Annotated in this window: 15 protein-coding genes; 10 read left to right on the forward strand and 5 right to left on the reverse strand. The window is 42.6% G+C overall.

All coding sequences use genetic code 11. The annotated features are described in order from the left end of the window. Nucleotides 1–187: IS3 family transposase (locus tag IEW93_RS08800; protein WP_188738961.1), on the forward strand; the 187-nt coding region annotated here is incomplete at its 5' end. A gap of 318 nt (nt 188–505) precedes the next feature. On the opposite strand, the gene IEW93_RS08805 is transcribed toward IEW93_RS08800, so the two are convergent. Both IEW93_RS08805 and IEW93_RS08810 read right to left on the reverse strand, forming a co-directional pair. Beyond that, on the reverse strand, nt 506–1,567 hold the full coding sequence (locus tag IEW93_RS08805; RefSeq protein WP_188738962.1) for a nucleotidyl transferase AbiEii/AbiGii toxin family protein: 1,062 nt from the start codon (nt 1,565–1,567) through the stop codon (nt 506–508). Then, nucleotides 1,564–2,187: a DUF6088 family protein gene (locus IEW93_RS08810; RefSeq protein ID WP_188738963.1), complete on the reverse strand. Its 624-nt coding sequence runs from the start codon at nt 2,185–2,187 to the stop codon at nt 1,564–1,566. The genes IEW93_RS08805 and IEW93_RS08810 overlap by 4 nt, the downstream gene beginning before the upstream one ends. Nucleotides 2,188–2,312: 125 nt before the next feature. Here IEW93_RS08810 and IEW93_RS08815 point away from each other — a divergent pair, with 125 nt between their 5' ends. Continuing rightward, complete coding sequence (locus IEW93_RS08815; RefSeq protein WP_229706660.1) at nt 2,313–4,655, forward strand: TOTE conflict system archaeo-eukaryotic primase domain-containing protein; 2,343 nt, start codon at nt 2,313–2,315, stop codon at nt 4,653–4,655. A 186-nt stretch (nt 4,656–4,841) separates the two neighbouring features. On the opposite strand, the gene IEW93_RS08820 is transcribed toward IEW93_RS08815, so the two are convergent. Together IEW93_RS08820 and IEW93_RS08825 are read right to left on the reverse strand one after the other, a co-directional pair. Next, a complete protein-coding gene (locus IEW93_RS08820) occupies nt 4,842–5,249 on the reverse strand; it encodes a MarR family winged helix-turn-helix transcriptional regulator (protein ID WP_188738965.1) in 408 nt (135 codons plus the stop codon). 7 nt (nt 5,250–5,256) lie between these two features. Continuing rightward, complete coding sequence (locus tag IEW93_RS08825) at nt 5,257–6,312, reverse strand: cation diffusion facilitator family transporter (RefSeq protein ID WP_188738966.1); 1,056 nt, start codon at nt 6,310–6,312, stop codon at nt 5,257–5,259. Nucleotides 6,313–6,565: 253 nt separating this feature from the next. Here IEW93_RS08825 and IEW93_RS08830 point away from each other — a divergent pair, with 253 nt between their 5' ends. The 8 genes from IEW93_RS08830 to IEW93_RS08865 all read left to right on the forward strand — a co-directional run bounded on the left by IEW93_RS08830 (nt 6,566) and on the right by IEW93_RS08865 (nt 13,685). Then, the gene (locus tag IEW93_RS08830) at nt 6,566–7,429 is read left to right on the forward strand and encodes an alpha/beta hydrolase family protein (protein ID WP_188738967.1); all 864 of its coding nucleotides are present in this window, start codon (nt 6,566–6,568) and stop codon (nt 7,427–7,429) included. A 128-nt stretch (nt 7,430–7,557) separates the two neighbouring features. Beyond that, complete coding sequence (locus IEW93_RS08835; protein WP_188738968.1) at nt 7,558–8,379, forward strand: metalloregulator ArsR/SmtB family transcription factor; 822 nt, start codon at nt 7,558–7,560, stop codon at nt 8,377–8,379. A 38-nt stretch (nt 8,380–8,417) separates the two neighbouring features. Continuing rightward, on the forward strand, nt 8,418–8,924 hold the full coding sequence (locus tag IEW93_RS08840; RefSeq protein WP_188738969.1) for a phosphatase domain-containing protein: 507 nt from the start codon (nt 8,418–8,420) through the stop codon (nt 8,922–8,924). Nucleotides 8,925–8,982: 58 nt separating this feature from the next. Continuing rightward, the gene (locus tag IEW93_RS08845; protein ID WP_188738970.1) at nt 8,983–9,993 is read left to right on the forward strand and encodes an ArsJ-associated glyceraldehyde-3-phosphate dehydrogenase; all 1,011 of its coding nucleotides are present in this window, start codon (nt 8,983–8,985) and stop codon (nt 9,991–9,993) included. A gap of 6 nt (nt 9,994–9,999) precedes the next feature. After that, nucleotides 10,000–11,211 carry an organoarsenical effux MFS transporter ArsJ gene (gene arsJ / locus IEW93_RS08850; protein WP_188738971.1) on the forward strand — a complete coding sequence of 404 codons (1,212 nt, stop codon included), beginning with the start codon at nt 10,000–10,002 and terminating at the stop codon, nt 11,209–11,211. A gap of 331 nt (nt 11,212–11,542) precedes the next feature. Continuing rightward, on the forward strand, nt 11,543–11,716 hold the full coding sequence (locus IEW93_RS08855) for a DUF1328 domain-containing protein (RefSeq protein ID WP_188738972.1): 174 nt from the start codon (nt 11,543–11,545) through the stop codon (nt 11,714–11,716). A gap of 62 nt (nt 11,717–11,778) precedes the next feature. Continuing rightward, nucleotides 11,779–11,973, forward strand: a complete 195-nt coding sequence (locus IEW93_RS08860) for a hypothetical protein (RefSeq protein WP_188738973.1) — start codon at nt 11,779–11,781, stop codon at nt 11,971–11,973. A gap of 68 nt (nt 11,974–12,041) precedes the next feature. Then, on the forward strand, nt 12,042–13,685 hold the full coding sequence (locus IEW93_RS08865) for a diacylglycerol kinase family protein (protein ID WP_188738974.1): 1,644 nt from the start codon (nt 12,042–12,044) through the stop codon (nt 13,683–13,685). A gap of 2,431 nt (nt 13,686–16,116) precedes the next feature. On the opposite strand, the gene IEW93_RS08870 is transcribed toward IEW93_RS08865, so the two are convergent. Then, on the reverse strand, nt 16,117–17,478 hold the full coding sequence (locus IEW93_RS08870; RefSeq protein ID WP_188738975.1) for a sigma-54 interaction domain-containing protein: 1,362 nt from the start codon (nt 17,476–17,478) through the stop codon (nt 16,117–16,119). Between the last annotated feature and the right edge of the window lie 137 nt (nt 17,479–17,615).

Here is a 17,615-nt window from a genome sequence, read left to right on the forward strand (position 1 = left end):
CTTTTTCGGTAGCTTGAAGCAAGAACGAGTTCATTGGCGCAATTATCGAACGCGCTATGCAGCTCAACAAGATGTCTTGAATTACATCACAATGTGGTACAACAGCCAACGAATGCATTCTTACCTCAATTATCAAAGTCCCAATGAGTTTGAACGTATGGATAAGCATTTGAAGGATGTAGCTTAAGGAACTTAACTAGGTTGTCCGAATTCAGTTGACCAGGTCATTGATTAGATATTTTAATCTAGTTGTATTTAGTTACATACTAAAAAGGTGGGCAATTGCTTCACTGTTATGTGTTGTTCTCAGGGAAATTTTAACAGCAAAAAAGATATCGAGTTCTACTGAGCATAAGCTAGCTTTGAAACGGATTGAGTAATTGTGGAATGCAGAACCAGATACAGAGTTGGGAAATGAGCGAGATGAGTTAGTTGAAATTGTTTGTCAGTATGAAGAACAATTTTTGAGTTCGTTGTGTGAGTGCTCTAAATTCTATGCGGCCTTCTATCCCAGCGATTTGATATGTTCATTGAATTCTTTTTGTGTTGCTTCAAGCCTTGTAAGTATTGTGTTGAATGGATCTGGTGTGGTAAAAAACATGCCTCCAGTAACAGCCTTTGCATGGTCTTTTACAATACCTTCTAGCCTAGACTTTTCTGGTATCAGTCTTAACTCGCCTTTAAGGATCTCTTCGTAATTAACCCCAGGGCTGGCCCAGCGGTGCTTTTTCATTTCGATGACAGCTAACATAGCCTCTGACGTATTGAAAGGGTCGGCAAACTTCATCTTTAGAAGACAATCGACATCGTACCAATGTCGAGCAAGCCTATCTGGATTTGGGTCTTTTTCTTGGGTTGTAAATTGGTGTAATGCTGTTAATTTCTCCCAGAGAATAAAATCGCTCTGATATGCCATTACGCTAGCTTTCGGTAATGCTAAAGATGTGAAATCAGGAATACTATCCATATAGCAATCAATATCGATGATTTCAGTTGGCTTGCCTCTGTTTCTGCCGCCAAATTCCAATAATATATGATCAAGTTGATAGTCATGTGTGCTATGGGTTACGCGGGGGAAATAAATATCAATTTTCTCACCATGTGAATCAGGCTCAAGTTGTGCAGACAGACCTTCTATGTTGTACTGCATAAGCTTATGATTAAGCTTTTCAACTAAATCGTTGCTCCACTGCACAAGACGCTTCTGCTGTGCATCCCTAAACCTCTTATTTTGACTATTACTTTGAATGCTCTTTTCCCATGCAGTAAGCTCATCAGCTTCTGACAATCCTGACAGATCGGCCCAATGGATAGATAAATCAATGTCTTCGGAAAAGCGCTCAATAGCACCCCAGCATTTACTTAATGCTGTTCCACCTTTAAATGCTACCGAGCAGTCGCCGAGTAACTTTTCGTCATATAGTAGGCGGAGAATTTCAGTAACCCAGACGTCTTTCTCCAAAAAGTTAGCAACTAAACCGTGCTTATGCTGTTGGGCGGCATATGAAAACATGGCCGCGAGTTCTTCATGTTTAGATTTATTAGCGTAAAGGTCAAAAATGCTCATGATTGAAGACTGTTTTCTAACTGATTTAGTTTAGATTTCCACATTACTAATGCCGAACTATTACTCAATTTTCGGATCACCTTAACAGCTTCTTTTTCTTGTAAATTTAAGCGTTTGATAGCCATAAGCAGGGTTGATACAGGAGTATGTTCAGGCGAAAGTGAAAGTAACCCTCTAAATAAGGTTCCCTCTGGTTTGTTTATCCACTGCAACTTGGTTTCTGTTGTGTGTTTTACTTGAACGGTTTCATTGCCGACGTGAAACTCACGGGATGGCCCTGTCGTCCAATATACCGTTTTAACAGGTGCTTGGGTTTGCATACCTAGTCGATAAGCAGCTTCTAGCCCTTGAGGGGTTATTTTATATTTGTGATTCCGCGCCCATGTTTGAGCGACGTCTTCAGCTTTTGCTGTTATTTTTATCGAGGGGATACTGGGTAAGGGTTTTGGACGGGAGTATATCCCTTTTGCTACACGAGCAACTTTCCCCTCTTTGGTTAATCGGCTCATCGCCTTTTGAACAGATGTCGTTGTGCCTAGAGAATAAAAACTCTCTATGGAAAATGGGACACCTCGTTTCATTCGAGATAATCTATTGGCAACTAACGTTGAAACTGACAAATTTAACCTGATTCTGACGAGTTGGTGTTTATGTGGTTTTATTATAACCTAGATTATATAGCGTTTGTAGCTATATTTATGTCAGGACTAAGCTGATTACCCTGAGGTTATTGATGGAGAGCTTTATGTCGTCAGATATAGAACTAAGAGCAATAGAAGCAAAATTGAGTGAGTTGGAAAATGAGCGGAAGATTTTACTGGCTAGACGTTCTGCATTACTTGACTCTAACCTTGCCGTATTGCGCTTAAGTTCTTCTCAGAAGATAGAGATCTATATGAAGCTGTTTCGTGGTCGGCAGGATATTTATGCTAATCGCTGGCAGAATAAGCAAGGACGTAGCGGATATTCAGTTAGTTGCCATAATGAGTGGCAACAAGGTAAATGCAATAAACCTAAGGTTAAGTGCACGGAATGTGAAAACCAAGCGTTTAAGATTTTGGACCAACAAGCTATATACGATCATCTCGCAGGCAGTCACATTTTAGGTCTATACCCACTTTTGGAAGATAACCGTTGTTGGTTGTTAGCGGCAGACTTTGATAAGTCAGATTGGCAAGAGGCAGTGTCGGCCTTTAGACGTGCTTGTCGAGAGCTAAAAATTCCTTTCAGCGTAGAACGTTCGCGCTCCGGTAATGGAGCCCATATCTGGGTGTTTTTTGAGTCTCCAGTATTAGCTAAAGAAGCCAGGCTGTTAGGTTTTATCTTGCTCGATAAAGCAATGGAGTTTCATGCTGGTTTGTCATTTGAGTCTTATGACCGACTGTTTCCTAATCAGGATATTTTACCTATTGGTGGATTTGGTAATTTAATAGCACTTCCTTTGCAGCATGCGCCTCGACAGCAAGGTAATAGCGTATTTATTGACGAAGGGTTTCAGCCTTATTTTGATCAATGGGCCTATTTGGCATCGACTAAGAAGTTAACTAGCCAACAATTGGGCTTGATTATTAGTAACAATCAAGGTGTAAAGCACGATTCCGACAGAGAGCCTTGGGCACTGAACTTTGTTAGAGAATGTGAGGTCATAAAGGATTGTCCAACCAAATTAATATTAGTTTTTGCAAATCGAATTTACCTGAATATTGCAGCATCGCCACAGTCTTTATTAGCAAGGCTTAAGCGGGTTGCTAGTTTTTCTAACCCAGTCTTTTTTAAGACTCAGGCGTTAAGATTTTCAACCATAGGGATCCCGCGCTTTATTTGTCTAGCTGAAGTTGATAAAGGTTACTTATCATTACCGCGTGGTTGCTTTGATGAGGTATCCCGCTTGCTTGAAGACAATAGAATTGCAATTGAGTTAGATGATAAGCGTAAACCGGGGGCTCGTTTAAATGGGCTAATGTTTAAAGGAGAATTGAGGAAAGACCAAAAGAAAGCAGTCGCTGAATTGGCACAGCATAATACCGGCGTGTTACATGCTCCTACGGCATTTGGAAAAACAGTTGTTGCGATTGGCCTGATCTATCATCGTAAAGTTAATACTCTGATTTTGGTTCATAGTCGCCATTTGTTAGACCAATGGAAAGAACGTTTAACTGCATTTCTTGATGGCTGTGATGTAGGCTTAATCGGTGGTGGTAAACGAAAGCCGACAGGACAAGTAGATATTGCTACTTATCAAAGCTTAATAAATCGAAAAGATAACAGTGTTGACTCACTTCTGTATGATTATGGGCAAATTATCATTGATGAGTGCCATCATATTTCTGCACCCAACTACGAAAGGTTGTTGAATGAAGTTCATGCAAAATACATCTTAGGGATCACTGCTACTCCACATCGTCAGGATGGTCATCAACCGATAATATTTATGCAAGCAGGGCCAATAAGGCATGTAGTGGCTAATGAAGGTAATAAGTTTATTCAACAGGTTAAACTTACAAAGTTACAATCAGAATTGCCATCAGAACTATTAGGTGAAGATAGTCGTCCACATATAGCAGATGTTTATCGTTGGTTAATGAATGATAAGAAAAGAAATGACTTGATTATCTCTGACGTTCTTACTGTTCTTGCACAACAAAGGCATCCTATAATCTTAACGGAGCGCAGAGAGCATGCAGAGCGTTTAGGCGAGTTATTGTTACATAAAGGTATTAGCGTTACGCTTCTGCGAGGTGCAATGAGTGCTAAAGAAAACAGTTTGGCAATGGCAAGGATAGTTGACTCTCAGGTAATCGTGGCAACAGGAAAATATATTGGTGAAGGGTTTGATTTGCCAAAATTAGATACTTTATTTCTTGTATTACCTATTTCTTGGAAAGGTTCACTTGTTCAATATGTCGGTCGAATACAAAGGCAGTTTGCAGGTAAAGATAAGGTAGAAGTGTTTGACTATCTTGACTCTGCTTTACCTATGCTGCACAGAATGTATCAAAAGAGAGCTAAAGGTTATACTGCTTTGGGGTATAGCATTACCGAGAAAAGTGGTGAGTTACTTCAGGCAAAACTACTTTTAGATTTATAGGCTGGAGTGTTAGCTGTAAGCATCATAATTTAAGAATATGCAGGTAAATATTTCAATCATCTCGAGTTTGTTAACGTTTCACTTTGTAAATCACTAAAACAACAAACATGTGTTAATTGTCATTATTAACAGTTACCTATCAGTCTACAATCACCTTTACATTGATCAGTAATTAACACGTTAGGTTCAAAACTCGCGGTTCATTTTTTCAAAGCTTTGGGTGAGCACTTTGATTGACTCTGGGTCTAAATGGCGGGTGATGTCTTGTGTTAGTTGTAAATGCATGCGGTTATGGTGCTTGTGCAGTGCGGTGCCTTCACTGGTTAATTCGACCAATATTGAGCGGCGGTCGACTTCGTGCGGAGTGCGGGCGATAAGACCAAATTGCACTAACTTTTCTACCTGCACGGTTAGTGTGCCGGTGGTAATGCCCAACCTATCCGCTAACTCTTTCATTCGCATTGGGCCGTGCGAGCCCAATACCTCAATGGTATGCACCTGTGCTAACGAGTAACCGGTATCTTTAACGACAGACTGCTCCCAAGAAGACAGTTTGTCGTAAAATTCGATGATCAGGTTATTCAAAGAATGCATAAGAGCCTCAGGCGTAATTCACTTCAATTGTTAAGTGGTTAAGCTTACCAAACTTACTCAGTGATTGTTTAAATGTTTCAGCATTCGTGTCGCTTGTGGTGCAAATGGCAATGGCGGCCGAATAGTGATCTGCGCTTATTCTCCAAATGTGAATATCGGTCACTTTGGTTTGCTCATTTTCAAGTGCGTTAATAATATCTGCTTGATAATGCTTGTCGATGCTTTCATCTAACAAAATTGGGCTCGTTTGTTTCATTAATCCTAATGCCCATTTGGTGATAACGATAGCGCCAACAATCCCCATAATAGGATCTAACCAATACCAACCAAGGTACTTGCCAACTAAAAGTGCGCAAATGGCTAACACAGAGGTGAGTGCGTCTGCGAGTACGTGAAAATAGGCTGCTTTGAGATTATGGTCGCTGTGTCCATGGTGGCTATGTTCATGAAGGCTGTGGTCATGAGCATGGCCGTCATCCTCGTGGTGGTGAGCATGCTCATCGTGGCTATGTAAATGGTGAGCGTGCCCATGGTCGTCATCGTGATGGTGTGCATGGTCATGATGATGGTGGTCGTGATCGTGATGATCGTGACCATGGTGGTGATGTTCATGACCTAAAATAAACATACTCGCCACGTTAACCACTAAACCAATAACAGCGACCATAATAGATTGGTTAAATTGGATATCAACCGGCGACAGTAATCTATGTACTGACTCAACCAACATAATGAGTGCAACAATACCCAAACCAATTGCACTAGTGTATCCACCAAGTACGCCAACCTTGCCCACACCAAATGAAAACCTGTCACTGTTAGCGTGTTTTCTTGCATAGTGATAAGTAAATAACGTGATACAAAATGCCGCTGCATGAGTGCCCATGTGCCAGCCGTCGGCAAGTAACGCCATAGAGCCGTAAATGGTACCGGCGATCACCTCGATAACCATGGTAATAATGGTTATAACGAGTACATACCAGGTGCGGCGTTCATTTTGTGCATTAACTGAGGTGAAATTATGCTGGTGGGTATACTTATTGGCAAAGGCAAGGTTAGTCATAATTAATTTGTTTGATAATCAAGATATTTGGACTTTATGTTATTTGATTATCAAAGTAAATAGCGATGGTTTACTTTTGTGAGTACCGCGAGACATTAACTCAATAAAGGCAACGGTGAGCGTGGCGTGTTTAGATGCATGCTAACGATATAAAAATGTTCAATAACGCGTTAAAAAGTAATACTAAATCAAGGTTGCCGAGCAAATACATTGTAGGTAATACTGAGTTACGATTAGGATGATGAGGCAGCCAATGAGCAACCCAAATGTAACGGATACAATAATAACTTGCGGTGATGGCGTACAACTGGCCGCCAGTATTTACATGCCTACCACCTCGTTAAAAGGGGCGGTGATGATGGCGCCTGCAACGGGCATTAAAAGGCAGTTTTATGCTAATTTTGCCAGTTATCTTGCTGACAATGGCTTTGGGGTGATCACTTTTGATAATCGCGGCATTGGGGGCTCCTTGTATGGCCCAATTAAGCGTCATACTGCGTCTTTGCAGTGTTGGGGCGAAAAAGACATGCCTGCCGTGCTTGAGCATTTAAAGTCGCAATTTCCACAAACAAAATATCACTTGCTGGGCCACAGTGCTGGTGGACAGTTAATCGGGTTAATGCCTAATGCAATGGATATTAGTTCTATGTTTAACGTGGCGTGTTCGTCTGGTCAGTTACGTAACATGAGACGGGGATATCAGCTACCCGCGCATTTTTTTATGAATTTTTTTATTCCGTTAAGCAATATCGTGTTTGGCCACACTAAATCTCAGTGGGTTGGAATGGGGCAGCCCTTACCTAAGGCCGTCGCTAAGCAATGGCAGCAATGGTGTAATGGCCAAGGTTATGTCAAAACGGCGTTTGGTAGAACCGTGCACCAGCACTGTTATGATGAACTGACATTACCGTCCATGTGGGTAAATGCTATTGATGACGACATTGCTAATAATATGAATGTAGCAGACATGATGTCGGTGTTTCCAAAATTGAAAGGCCAAACACTCACGCTTACTCCCAGTGAGCACGGTTTGACTGAAATTGGCCACATGAAGTTTTTTAGCAGTAAATCAAAAATATTATGGCCTCTAGCCTTGAATTGGCTAGACAAACATTAACCTTTAGCACAGCTATTAAGACATTAAGCCTATTCATTAGTTGGGATAGGCTTTTTTTGTATACTAGATTGTATATATGAAAAAATACATATACAATATTTTTAAGAAATCAGCTGAGCTTATTATTTATGAAAAAGAAAAGCGTTTTGTTTTTATGCACAGGGAATTCGGCCCGTTCACAAATGGCTGAAGCGTTATTGAGAAGTAAAGCCGCCGATCAATTTGAGGTATTTAGTGCGGGTACTCAGCCAGAGGAAATCGACGTAAGGGCGATTGAGGCGATACAAAAGTTTGGTGTCGACACCAGTCACCTAGCGTCTAAAAGCGTACAACATTTTGCAGGGCAAAATTTTGACTACGTGATTACGCTCTGCGATAAAGCCAATACCGAATGCCGCAGCTTTCCCGGTGCCGGTAAACAACTTGCCTGGGATTTTCCTGATCCTAAAACACGCAAGGGAAACCATCCTTTCTCTAGTACCTTAACTGAGCTAAACAATCGCTTGTCTATGTTTTTGCTGGTCGAAAATAAAGTATCTGCAACGGCAAAAATTGAAGCGCCAACAGAAGAGCTGCAATCTACTGATGAAGGGCTGGTCGATGTTGATCCCATCACATTTTATAAATGCTTAACCGACGACATCCGTCTAAAAACCTTAATGTTGACCCACTATCATGGTGAGCTGTGTGTGTGTGAGTTAATGCAAGCGCTGGACGAAGATAGCCAGCCTAAAGTGTCGCGTAACTTAGCCTTACTAAAAAAAGCCAACATTCTTAGCGACCGAAAACATGGTCAGTGGGTGTTTTATCGCATTAACCCAAGCTTGGCTTTGTGGGCCAAGTCGGTGATTGCGCAAACGACCGAAAACAACATTGCCCTCATTTTGCCAAACCTTGAACGCCTAGACAGCATGAAAAATCGCCCAGATAAAGCGAGTTTTTGCCGTTAGATTGGCTACATATTACAACCGACTTTTTGGAGTTAACAATGCAGTTACACCCGTTTGATATTTTGCCTATAGACCCACTTAATGAAAATGGCGCTAAGTTAATTTTTACCCCATGCCCAGGCACCAAAGAGCAAGCCTTAGCTGAGTCGCTCAGCACATTAAAAGCGGCTGGCACGCAAATGTTACTGACCCTGATGTTTGACGAAGAAATGGCGCGTAATGATGTGAGTGATATGGCCGCGCAATGTGCAAAACAGCACATTACCTGGGTGCAATTGCCCATTTTAGATGACGCCGCACCGGGAGATGAATTTGAAGCAAGCTGGCTTAAACATAAAGCGCAAATCTTAAATTTGATGCACAACCAGGGCACCATCGCCGTGCATTGCAAAGGCGGCTCTGGCCGTACAGGGCTAGTAATTGGGCTCATTTTAGCCAGTTTAGGTTGGTCAAAAGACAAAGTCGTTAGTGCTGTGCAAGCACTAAGGCCAAAAGCATTAGCGCACCCAGTACAGCGCGAATATTTTGATGGGTTTACTCTTTGATCTTTTTTATAAAAGACTGCTGATTAATAAGCTAAATAACACAATTTAGGACAATATTATGACGATTAAAATAGGTATTAACGGCTTTGGCCGCATGGGACGTTTATCAATGCGCGCCGCGTACGATTGGGACGACGTGGAAATTGTACACATTAACGATCCCGCTGGCGACGCCGCAACGTTAGCCCACTTAATGACCTTTGACTCTGTGCATGGCCGTTGGCATCACGAGGCGACACATCAAGGCGATGCGATTGTGATTAACGGCAAAGCCATTCCATGCACTCAAAACAAAGCCACTCAAGATACTGATTGGTCAAAGTGCGATGTGGTGATTGAAGCGTCGGGGAAAATTAAAACCAAAGCGTTACTGCAAGCTTATTTAGATCAAGGCGTTAAACGTGTGGTGGTCACCGCACCGGTTAAAGAAGAAGGCGTGCTCAATATTGTAATGGGCGTGAACGATGACCTCTATGATAAAGCAATCCACCCGATAGTCACGGCGGCGTCTTGTACCACTAACTGTTTAGCGCCAGTGGTAAAAGTAATCCACGAAAAAATCGGCATTAAACATGGTTCGATGACCACAATCCACGACATCACTAACACTCAAACCATTTTAGATGCACCGCACAAAGACTTACGCCGTGCACGTGCTTGTGGCATTAGCTTAATCCCCACCACAACGGGTTCAGCTACCGCCATTACCCATATTTTTCCTGAGCTTAAGGGCAAGCTTAATGGCCATGCGATACGTGTACCATTAGCCAATGCTTCAATTACCGACTGCGTATTTGAAGTGGCGCGCGGCACCACAGTAGAAGAGGTGAATCAACTGCTTAGACAAGCCGCAGACACTGAGCTAAAAGGCATTATGGGCTATGAAGAGCGCCCGCTTGTGTCAGTGGATTATAAAACTGATCCGCGCTCAAGCATTATTGATGCTTTGTCGACCATGGTGGTTAACGACACCCAAGTGAAGCTATACGTGTGGTACGACAATGAGTGGGGATACGCTAACCGCACCGCTGAGCTTGCCCGCAAAGTCGGCCTAGCAGATAAGGAATAACCCAGCATGGGGCTGTTATCACTGAGCGCATTGCCGCCACAAATTAAACAATACCTGATCATTACCGGTAATTATTGGGCGTTTACCTTAACCGACGGCGCATTGCGGATGCTGGTGGTGTTGTACTTTCATCAGCTTGGTTACAGCCCGCTTAACATTGCCATGTTGTTTTTGTTTTATGAAATCTTTGGCGTGGTAACAAATCTAGTTGGCGGTTGGTTAGGTGCAAGGCTGGGGCTAAATAACACCATGAACATTGGTTTAGGGCTGCAAATTGTCGCCCTTGCCATGTTAACCGTACCAGCGGATATGCTTACTGTTGTGTATGTGATGGCGGCGCAGGCCTTGTCTGGTATCGCCAAAGATCTCAATAAAATGAGCGCCAAAAGCGCGATTAAAATGCTGGTGCCAAGTGATGCTCAGGGTAAGTTGTATCAGTGGGTCGCGATTCTTACCGGCTCTAAAAATGCCTTAAAAGGTGTTGGCTTCTTTTTAGGCGGCTTATTACTGACACTACTTGAGTTTCGCGGCGCGGTGATCGCAATGGCGGCTATGTTGACGCTAGTGTGGCTTATGAGTTTGCTCACTTTAAAAGCTGATTTGGGCAAAGCTAAAAACAAGCCTAAATTTACTGATATGTTTTCAAAAAGCCCGGCGATTAACATGTTGTCGGCGGCGCGGATGTTTTTGTTTGGTGCCCGCGACGTGTGGTTTGTGGTGGCATTGCCTGTGTTTTTAGCCGTTACATTTCAATGGGACCATTGGTGGGTTGGCGGCTTTATGGCTAGCTGGGTGATTGGCTATGGTATTGTGCAATCATTTGCACCGTATTTTACCGGTAAAAAACAAGGCAAAGTCCCTAGCGGGCAAGCCGCTTTTATGTGGGCTGGTTACTTGTTACTCATTCCTGCTGCGATTGCGTTAGCACTGCATTTTGACTTTTATATCCAGCAGTCATTAATCGCCGGTTTATTGTTATTTGGTGCGGTGTTTGCGATTAACTCATCGCTGCATAGTTACCTAATTGTGAGCTATGCCGGCAATGATGGCGTGTCACTCGATGTCGGTTTTTACTACATGGCCAATGCCATGGGACGCTTAATTGGTACGGTGCTTTCGGGTTGGGTATATCAGCAATATGGCCTTGAGGCATGTTTATGGATCTCAAGTGCATTTGTGACGTTAGCGGCGGTGATATCCGTTAAATTACCAAGATAAACATGCGCTAAATCATAAATCAACGTCATAAAAAAATAGGGTTGCCATTGTTGGTAGCCCTTTTTTATATCTGTTTATTGCTTATTAGCTTGGACCTGAAACTCTTACCGAGTTGTCGGTAAATATTTCCCACTTAGTGGTAAGCCGCAGATTGTATCTATTACATCTATAACGATTAAGTCTTTATTAATTAATGTTTTATGGTTTATTTTCGAAGTTGGCACGATGCTGGCTTTAGTAAATATACCAACAAAGAGAAATATAGCATGTACGAATATCGTCTATTTATATTCAGTACATTAAAGACAAACCGTACACCAAGGAGGTTTATATGTTGGGCTGGACATTAATGTTTTTAGTGATAGCCGTTATTGCAGGTTTATTAGGTTTTAGCGGTATTGCGGGTGCAGCAGTGGGGATCGCTAAAGTTATTTTCTTTATTTTTGTGGTGTTGTTGCTGATTTCACTCGTATCGAATGCACTGCGTGGTAAGTCGCCTCGATAACCCACATAGCCAACCTAATTAATAACACGGTCAAAATATTTACCATCATCAGGAGATGAATTATGAAATTATTAAAATTAATCACAATGGCAAGTTTAATGGTACTACTGACAGCGGGCTTATCAGGATGTTCAGATAATAAAGCCGAAAATGCAGGTGAGAAGGTCGATGAGATGATGCAAGATGCGGGTAATGCGGTTGAAGATGCTTGTGAAGATGTAAAAGAAGGCATGAAAGCCGAAGATCCTGACTGTTAATAATATCACGGCACTCATGCATTAGGCATGAGTGCCGCTTTTGTTATTTCACTTAAGGAGGACAGATTATGCCGACCCAAATCCACATTAAATATTATTACACCCTTGGTACTTTTATCGCATTGTGCCTATGCATCGCATTGCCTTATGTAGTGCTGCAAGTGGTGTTTGGCTGGGTGGCATTGTCATTAGCTTTAGTCAGTTCTGCCTATTGGTTTAATAGCGCAGGGATTTTTCGTAAAAGCCAAGACGGCAGCATTCCTTGGTATATCAGCTGGAGTTTTGTGCCTTTTTTAATGGGCAGTCAAGCGTATAACGCGTGGGCTAGAAAGCACGACAAAGTGCCTGCTATCCAACAAATAGACAAGCAACTGTATTTAGCGTGTCGCTTGTTTCCAAGCGATGTTGAGCAACTTAAGCGTGAAAAAATTGGTGCTATTTTAGATGTTACCGCCGAGTTTGACGCACTTGAATGGACCTTGGTAGATGAGAATATCGAGTATTTAAATATTCCGGTGTTAGACCATAGCGTACCCACAGTGGCCCAAGTAAATCAGGCAGTAAACTGGTTACATAATCAAGTTCGCAAAGGCAACAATGTAGTGGTGCATTGTGCCTTAGGCCGAGGTCGCTCAGTGCTTATGTTGGCCGCGTATTTAGTGTGCCGCGATAAACAACGTCAGTTTAACGATGTGCTTAAAAGCATTAACGATATTCGCCAAACTGCCAGGTTAAATAAATGGCAGTTAGCTGGCGTTGAAACTATGTATAAACAGCAGCAAATTACTATCCATAAGCAAGCCTGGTTAATTGTTAATCCGGTATCGGGCGGTGGTAAATGGAGTGATGAAGCTGATCATATTAAACAAACCCTATCGCGTTATTTTCAGCTTAAGGTGTTGTACACCACCAAAGATAAATCGGCAGTGCAATTGGCCGAACAAGCTAAAGCGCAAGGTGCCGATATCATCATTGCTTGCGGCGGCGACGGCACCGTTAACGAGGTCGCCTCGGTGTTGGTTGGCAGCGATATTTATTTAGGCATTATCCCCATGGGCACAACTAATGCGCTAAGTCATACCTTATTTGGTGCTACGAGCAAGTTAATCCCTGTGTCGCAGGCGTTAGCTATTGTAATTCAAGGACATCATCAACGCATTGATACCGCAGTGTGTAACGACAGCATTATGTTGTTGCTGGTGGGCTTAGGGTTTGAGCATAAAATGATTCAAAAAGCCGACCGCGAAACCAAAAATGACATGGGCCAGTTAGCGTATTTAACGGGTTTGTGGGAGGCCATTGATGAAAATCAGTCTTTATTAATCCGCATGCAGCTTGATGATGGTGAAACCCACACTATTGATACCACCAGTTTAGTGGTTGCCAATGCCGCGCCATTTACCAGTGTGTTAGCCCAAGGTAATGGTGAACCGATTATTAATGATGGTTTGTTAGACATCACCTGGATTGAGGCGAGTGGCACTTATCCACAGCAATTACTTAGCATGACCGAGTTATTGTTTGCAGGCCTAACAGGAAGCCGAGATCAAAACGCTGCAAACAGTGTGATTCACCATCAGCAGGCCAAAAAAGTCTATTTAACAACGGATGCTCAGTGTCAGTACGTGATTGATGGTGAGCTGTTTGAGGCTGAAGATATGCGTATTGAGGTGAAACCTAAGTCGTTGTCTGTGATGATTCCTCAGGGGTGATTCTTTTTTACGGGCTCGAATAGTCTGGCCTAATTAGTATTGAGTCAGCTTAATCTATACCAATGATTCATCGGTATTAATTGCCTGCCGCAGGCTCCGTGCAGATGATTAAGCGAGACGCCGCAAGCACATCCATGTGGGCTTAACCAAAACATCCATGTTTTAGATACTCGCTGACTCATCTGCACCTGTCATTATCTCTCTTCGATTTAGCCTCTTTGTTGTCTGAAGGTAAGCTAAAAGCATAGAATAAAAGTTTTTGGTGTCATGGTTTAAATTGTTGAATTTGTTGCAAATGTTAAACTAGTTTGTGTGGTGGTTCTGCTGGGGTAATTTAATTCTGGCCTGCGGCCATTAAGGTCGTGATGCTTCGCCCACGACAGGGTGAATAAACGTTAGTTTAATTCAAGTATATCTATATGGTTCGGTTATTTAAATTTGTCGTCCCGGCAATGTTTTTGAGCCGGGATCCAGGTGTTAGCTTTGTACTTATGGCCTGCGGCCACTAACGACGTGGTGCTTCACACATTGCAAAACATATAGCTGTAAGGTTTTATTTGGCTTCAACATGGCATTCACTTACCGACACGCGCTAGTACATCCATGTAGCTCGACCGACCCGTCCATGGGTCGGACGGTCGGCTCGCAAACCACCATGATGAAGCTGTCAATGTTTGTTTTATCAGCAAGTTTTAAAGAATAGTTTAGTGAGGTGCATGCGTTAGCCAGCTCACGTGTTCTTTTATAAAGAGTCTTCAACGACCTCAAGTTCAGGGTTGAATTTAGGCATTTGAAAGCTAAGACCAACTGGTTTTTGGGCAGAAGCTTGTTAGCTACTATCTCATCGCCCCAACTATAACGTCATCCCGGTAATGCTTTTGAGCCGGGATCCAGGTGTTTGTTTTGATTTTACTTATGTCCTGCGGCCACTAACGTTATGAGTTGCTGATGTGTTTTTTATTGCACGCTTGGTGCCATATGTTAAGTTTGGTTTATTTTGGAATAACACCTAGCAAAGGTAAATAGCTTGATGGATGTAGTCATAATTGTTTGTTGTATCGTGCACTTATTGGCATTTGTGAATTTTGAGCTGATATTGAGAAGAGATGCGAAAGGTAAGCATATTGACTTAAAGGACTTTTCATATTTCCAGTTTAGATTTATCGTCAGGCCTCTCATAAATATTCTGATCCTAAAAGCAGCTGTACCTACAGCAGCTATGACAGGCGCGGTTCGCTTGTTTGCTTTAACTCACTACTTAATGATTTGCGTGATTATCGTTTATCAGCTTAAAATTTTGAAGATTATATGATTTATCTAACTCGAAATTAATTTCTATTGAAAGCTTAAACACATACTGTTGTTAAAGCAAAGCGACAGTACGTGATTGATGGTGAGCTGTTTGAAGCTGATGATATGCTTCTGAGGTGAAACCTAAGTCGTTGTCTGTGATGATTCCACAGAGGTAATTTTCATTTTATGGCCTACGGCCACTAACGTCGTCCCGGTAATGCTTTGAGCCGGGACCCAGGTGTTATGTTTGCTTTTGTGTTTACTTATGGCCTTCGGCCACACCAGATCTAGAGTGGCCAACGAAAGTAAGTCGCTACACTAGATGCTATCTAACTCACTTTTGAACGGAAGATTTTATAAAACTTAACTCAGACTAAATTGAGGTGCTAGGCAACGATACTCAATGAAATCACTTCTATGACACGCGGTAAACCCATCCATGGGCGCTCTGCGAAAACATCCATGTTTTCGAAGGTCATAGCTGCGATTACATCCGCCGTATGGATATCTTCGATTTAACCTTGTTTGTCATTGAAAGATCTATGCATTTCTGGATGTTTCCATAAAATAAAGATCGGACAAAGGTTGGTTTTCAAATAACGTCTAGTATCCAAAATACCTCGTCATCTCTGTGTTTCATTAATAAATCTATCCGTGTTTGAAACGTTTTGAGCAATTTTCGTGGCGACGTTTTAACTTTATTTGTATCAATATCTCAGATTCAACCGCATTGTTAAACCATACTGCTTTCGGTTACTTATTCATCATGTTAATTCAAACTCTACTCTTTTAAGTTTGCAGATTAAGTAAACATTGATAGGGGCATCATGGATATTTGCGAGCTGACCGTCCGACCCATGGACGGGTCGGCCGAGCTACATGGATGTACTTGCTGCGTGTCAGTGCGTGAATGCCATGATGAAGCCATAATAGTAAACGTTACAGATACATTCTTTGTTGTGGGGTGAAGCGCCACGACGTTAGTGGCCGAAGGCCATAAGCACAAAGCTAACACCTGGATCCCGGCTCAAAAGCATTGCCGGGATGACGATATTGGTGTGTCCCGGCTCAAAAGTATTGCCGGGATGGCTAGATTCGTGGATTTCAACTCAGAATCACTTCTGGGATGATGAGTTTCTTAATCTTCTGAGCTGGTTTGATCTTCGTATTTGCTCAGTTTGTTGTACAAGGTTTTGACACTAATACCGAGCTGCTTCGCGGTGTCATTTTTATTGCCGGCGGTTTGATCTAACGCTTGATAGATTGCCACTTTTTCAAGTTCATCTAAACGCATGCCTGCGGGGATTTGTACATCGTCTTCAACTGACTCGGCCGACTGCTCTAACGGGGTAATATTGATATGGTTTACATCAATAATATTGTCGGCAAGAATGTAAGCGCGCTCGATTGCATGCTTTAACTCTCGCACATTACCAGGCCACTTTTGTTGTTGAATAAGGGCTAAAGCATCATCAGTAAAGGTTTTGCTGAGCTTTTCTGCCGAGTTACGATAGGCCAAAAAGTGCTGAGCTAAGCCGCTTATGTCGTCACCTCTGTCACGTAATGGCGGTACGCGAATTGGAAAGTGGGCTAAGCGAAAGTATAAGTCCTCGCGAAATTGTCCTTGCTCAATAGCCTTGGCGGGGTCGCGGTTGGTGGCGGCCACGATGCGTACATTGGCCTTTTTGACCTTTTGGCTGCCCACTTGTCGATATTCGTTATTTTCAAGCACCCGCAACAACTTCACTTGATGCTCGAGTGGCATTTCGGTGACTTCATCTAAAAATAGCGTGCCACCTTCAGCTTGTTCAAATACACCTGCATGATCTCGGTGTGCCCCAGTAAAGGCACCTTTTACATGACCAAATAACTCGCTGTCGACTAATTCTGGGCTTAATGCGCCACAGTTAATGGCAATAAAAGGCTCGTTTACTCGGCTGCTGGCTAAATGAATCGTATTGGCCACCAACTCTTTACCGGCTCCGCTTTCGCCAATAATAAGCACATTGCTTTCGGTTACTGCCACCTTACGGGTGGTGCGATACAGTTTATGCATGGCGCGCGATGAGCCCACAAGCAGACCATATTGGTCTAGCTCGCTTGAAAATGGCTGGTGTTTTTTAGCAGATAGTGTCGCCAGATCTTGGGCAAAGTCTTGTAAGGTGTCGTCAATCAGAGTCATGTCGTAAGGCTGGCGAAAATGATAACCCGCGCCTGTGGCCATCAGCTTATCGAGATTCGGGTTGGGTTTGCCTTCGCTTAAAAAGATAAATTCGATATCTGCCATTAACTCACTGTTGGCGATATCAACATAATCTTGTTGGCTAAGATTGGCGAGTTCGATAATGGCCACATCGACGGCGTTGTCTTCAAGTTGAGCCAGCCAAGATTGATCGACGCTACTGGCTATTTTATTGAAATGCTGGCAGCCGGGAACTTGTAAAAGCTGGGCTTGTGTTTGCGGCTGGCGCAAATGGTAAAAAAGTACTGGACGACCCATGTCGATATTACTCCCTGTCTATTAATACTCAATGTCAGTCAATGGTGTAAATTTGACAATCAAAGGCGGTAATTCTTTCCTATTCGACGCTTGTCCTGAAAGTGAAATGTCAGCATAACAATTTAAAATCAACAGTT

This window comes from Shewanella inventionis, assembly GCF_014641855.1.
Classification (GTDB): domain Bacteria; phylum Pseudomonadota; class Gammaproteobacteria; order Enterobacterales; family Shewanellaceae; genus Shewanella; species Shewanella inventionis.

Coding starts and splice junctions, on each gene's coding strand:
- IEW93_RS08805 (WP_188738962.1), bottom strand. CDS start 1,567: ATGAGCATTTTTGACCTTTACGCTAATAAATCTAAACATGAAGAACTC.
- IEW93_RS08815 (WP_229706660.1), top strand. CDS start 2,313: ATGTCGTCAGATATAGAACTAAGAGCAATAGAAGCAAAATTGAGTGAG.
- IEW93_RS08820 (WP_188738965.1), bottom strand. CDS start 5,249: ATGCATTCTTTGAATAACCTGATCATCGAATTTTACGACAAACTGTCT.
- IEW93_RS08825 (WP_188738966.1), bottom strand. CDS start 6,312: ATGACTAACCTTGCCTTTGCCAATAAGTATACCCACCAGCATAATTTC.
- IEW93_RS08830 (WP_188738967.1), top strand. CDS start 6,566: ATGAGCAACCCAAATGTAACGGATACAATAATAACTTGCGGTGATGGC.
- IEW93_RS08835 (WP_188738968.1), top strand. CDS start 7,558: ATGAAAAAGAAAAGCGTTTTGTTTTTATGCACAGGGAATTCGGCCCGT.
- IEW93_RS08840 (WP_188738969.1), top strand. CDS start 8,418: ATGCAGTTACACCCGTTTGATATTTTGCCTATAGACCCACTTAATGAA.
- IEW93_RS08845 (WP_188738970.1), top strand. CDS start 8,983: ATGACGATTAAAATAGGTATTAACGGCTTTGGCCGCATGGGACGTTTA.
- arsJ (WP_188738971.1), top strand. CDS start 10,000: ATGGGGCTGTTATCACTGAGCGCATTGCCGCCACAAATTAAACAATAC.
- IEW93_RS08855 (WP_188738972.1), top strand. CDS start 11,543: ATGTTGGGCTGGACATTAATGTTTTTAGTGATAGCCGTTATTGCAGGT.
- IEW93_RS08860 (WP_188738973.1), top strand. CDS start 11,779: ATGAAATTATTAAAATTAATCACAATGGCAAGTTTAATGGTACTACTG.
- IEW93_RS08865 (WP_188738974.1), top strand. CDS start 12,042: ATGCCGACCCAAATCCACATTAAATATTATTACACCCTTGGTACTTTT.
- IEW93_RS08870 (WP_188738975.1), bottom strand. CDS start 17,478: ATGGGTCGTCCAGTACTTTTTTACCATTTGCGCCAGCCGCAAACACAA.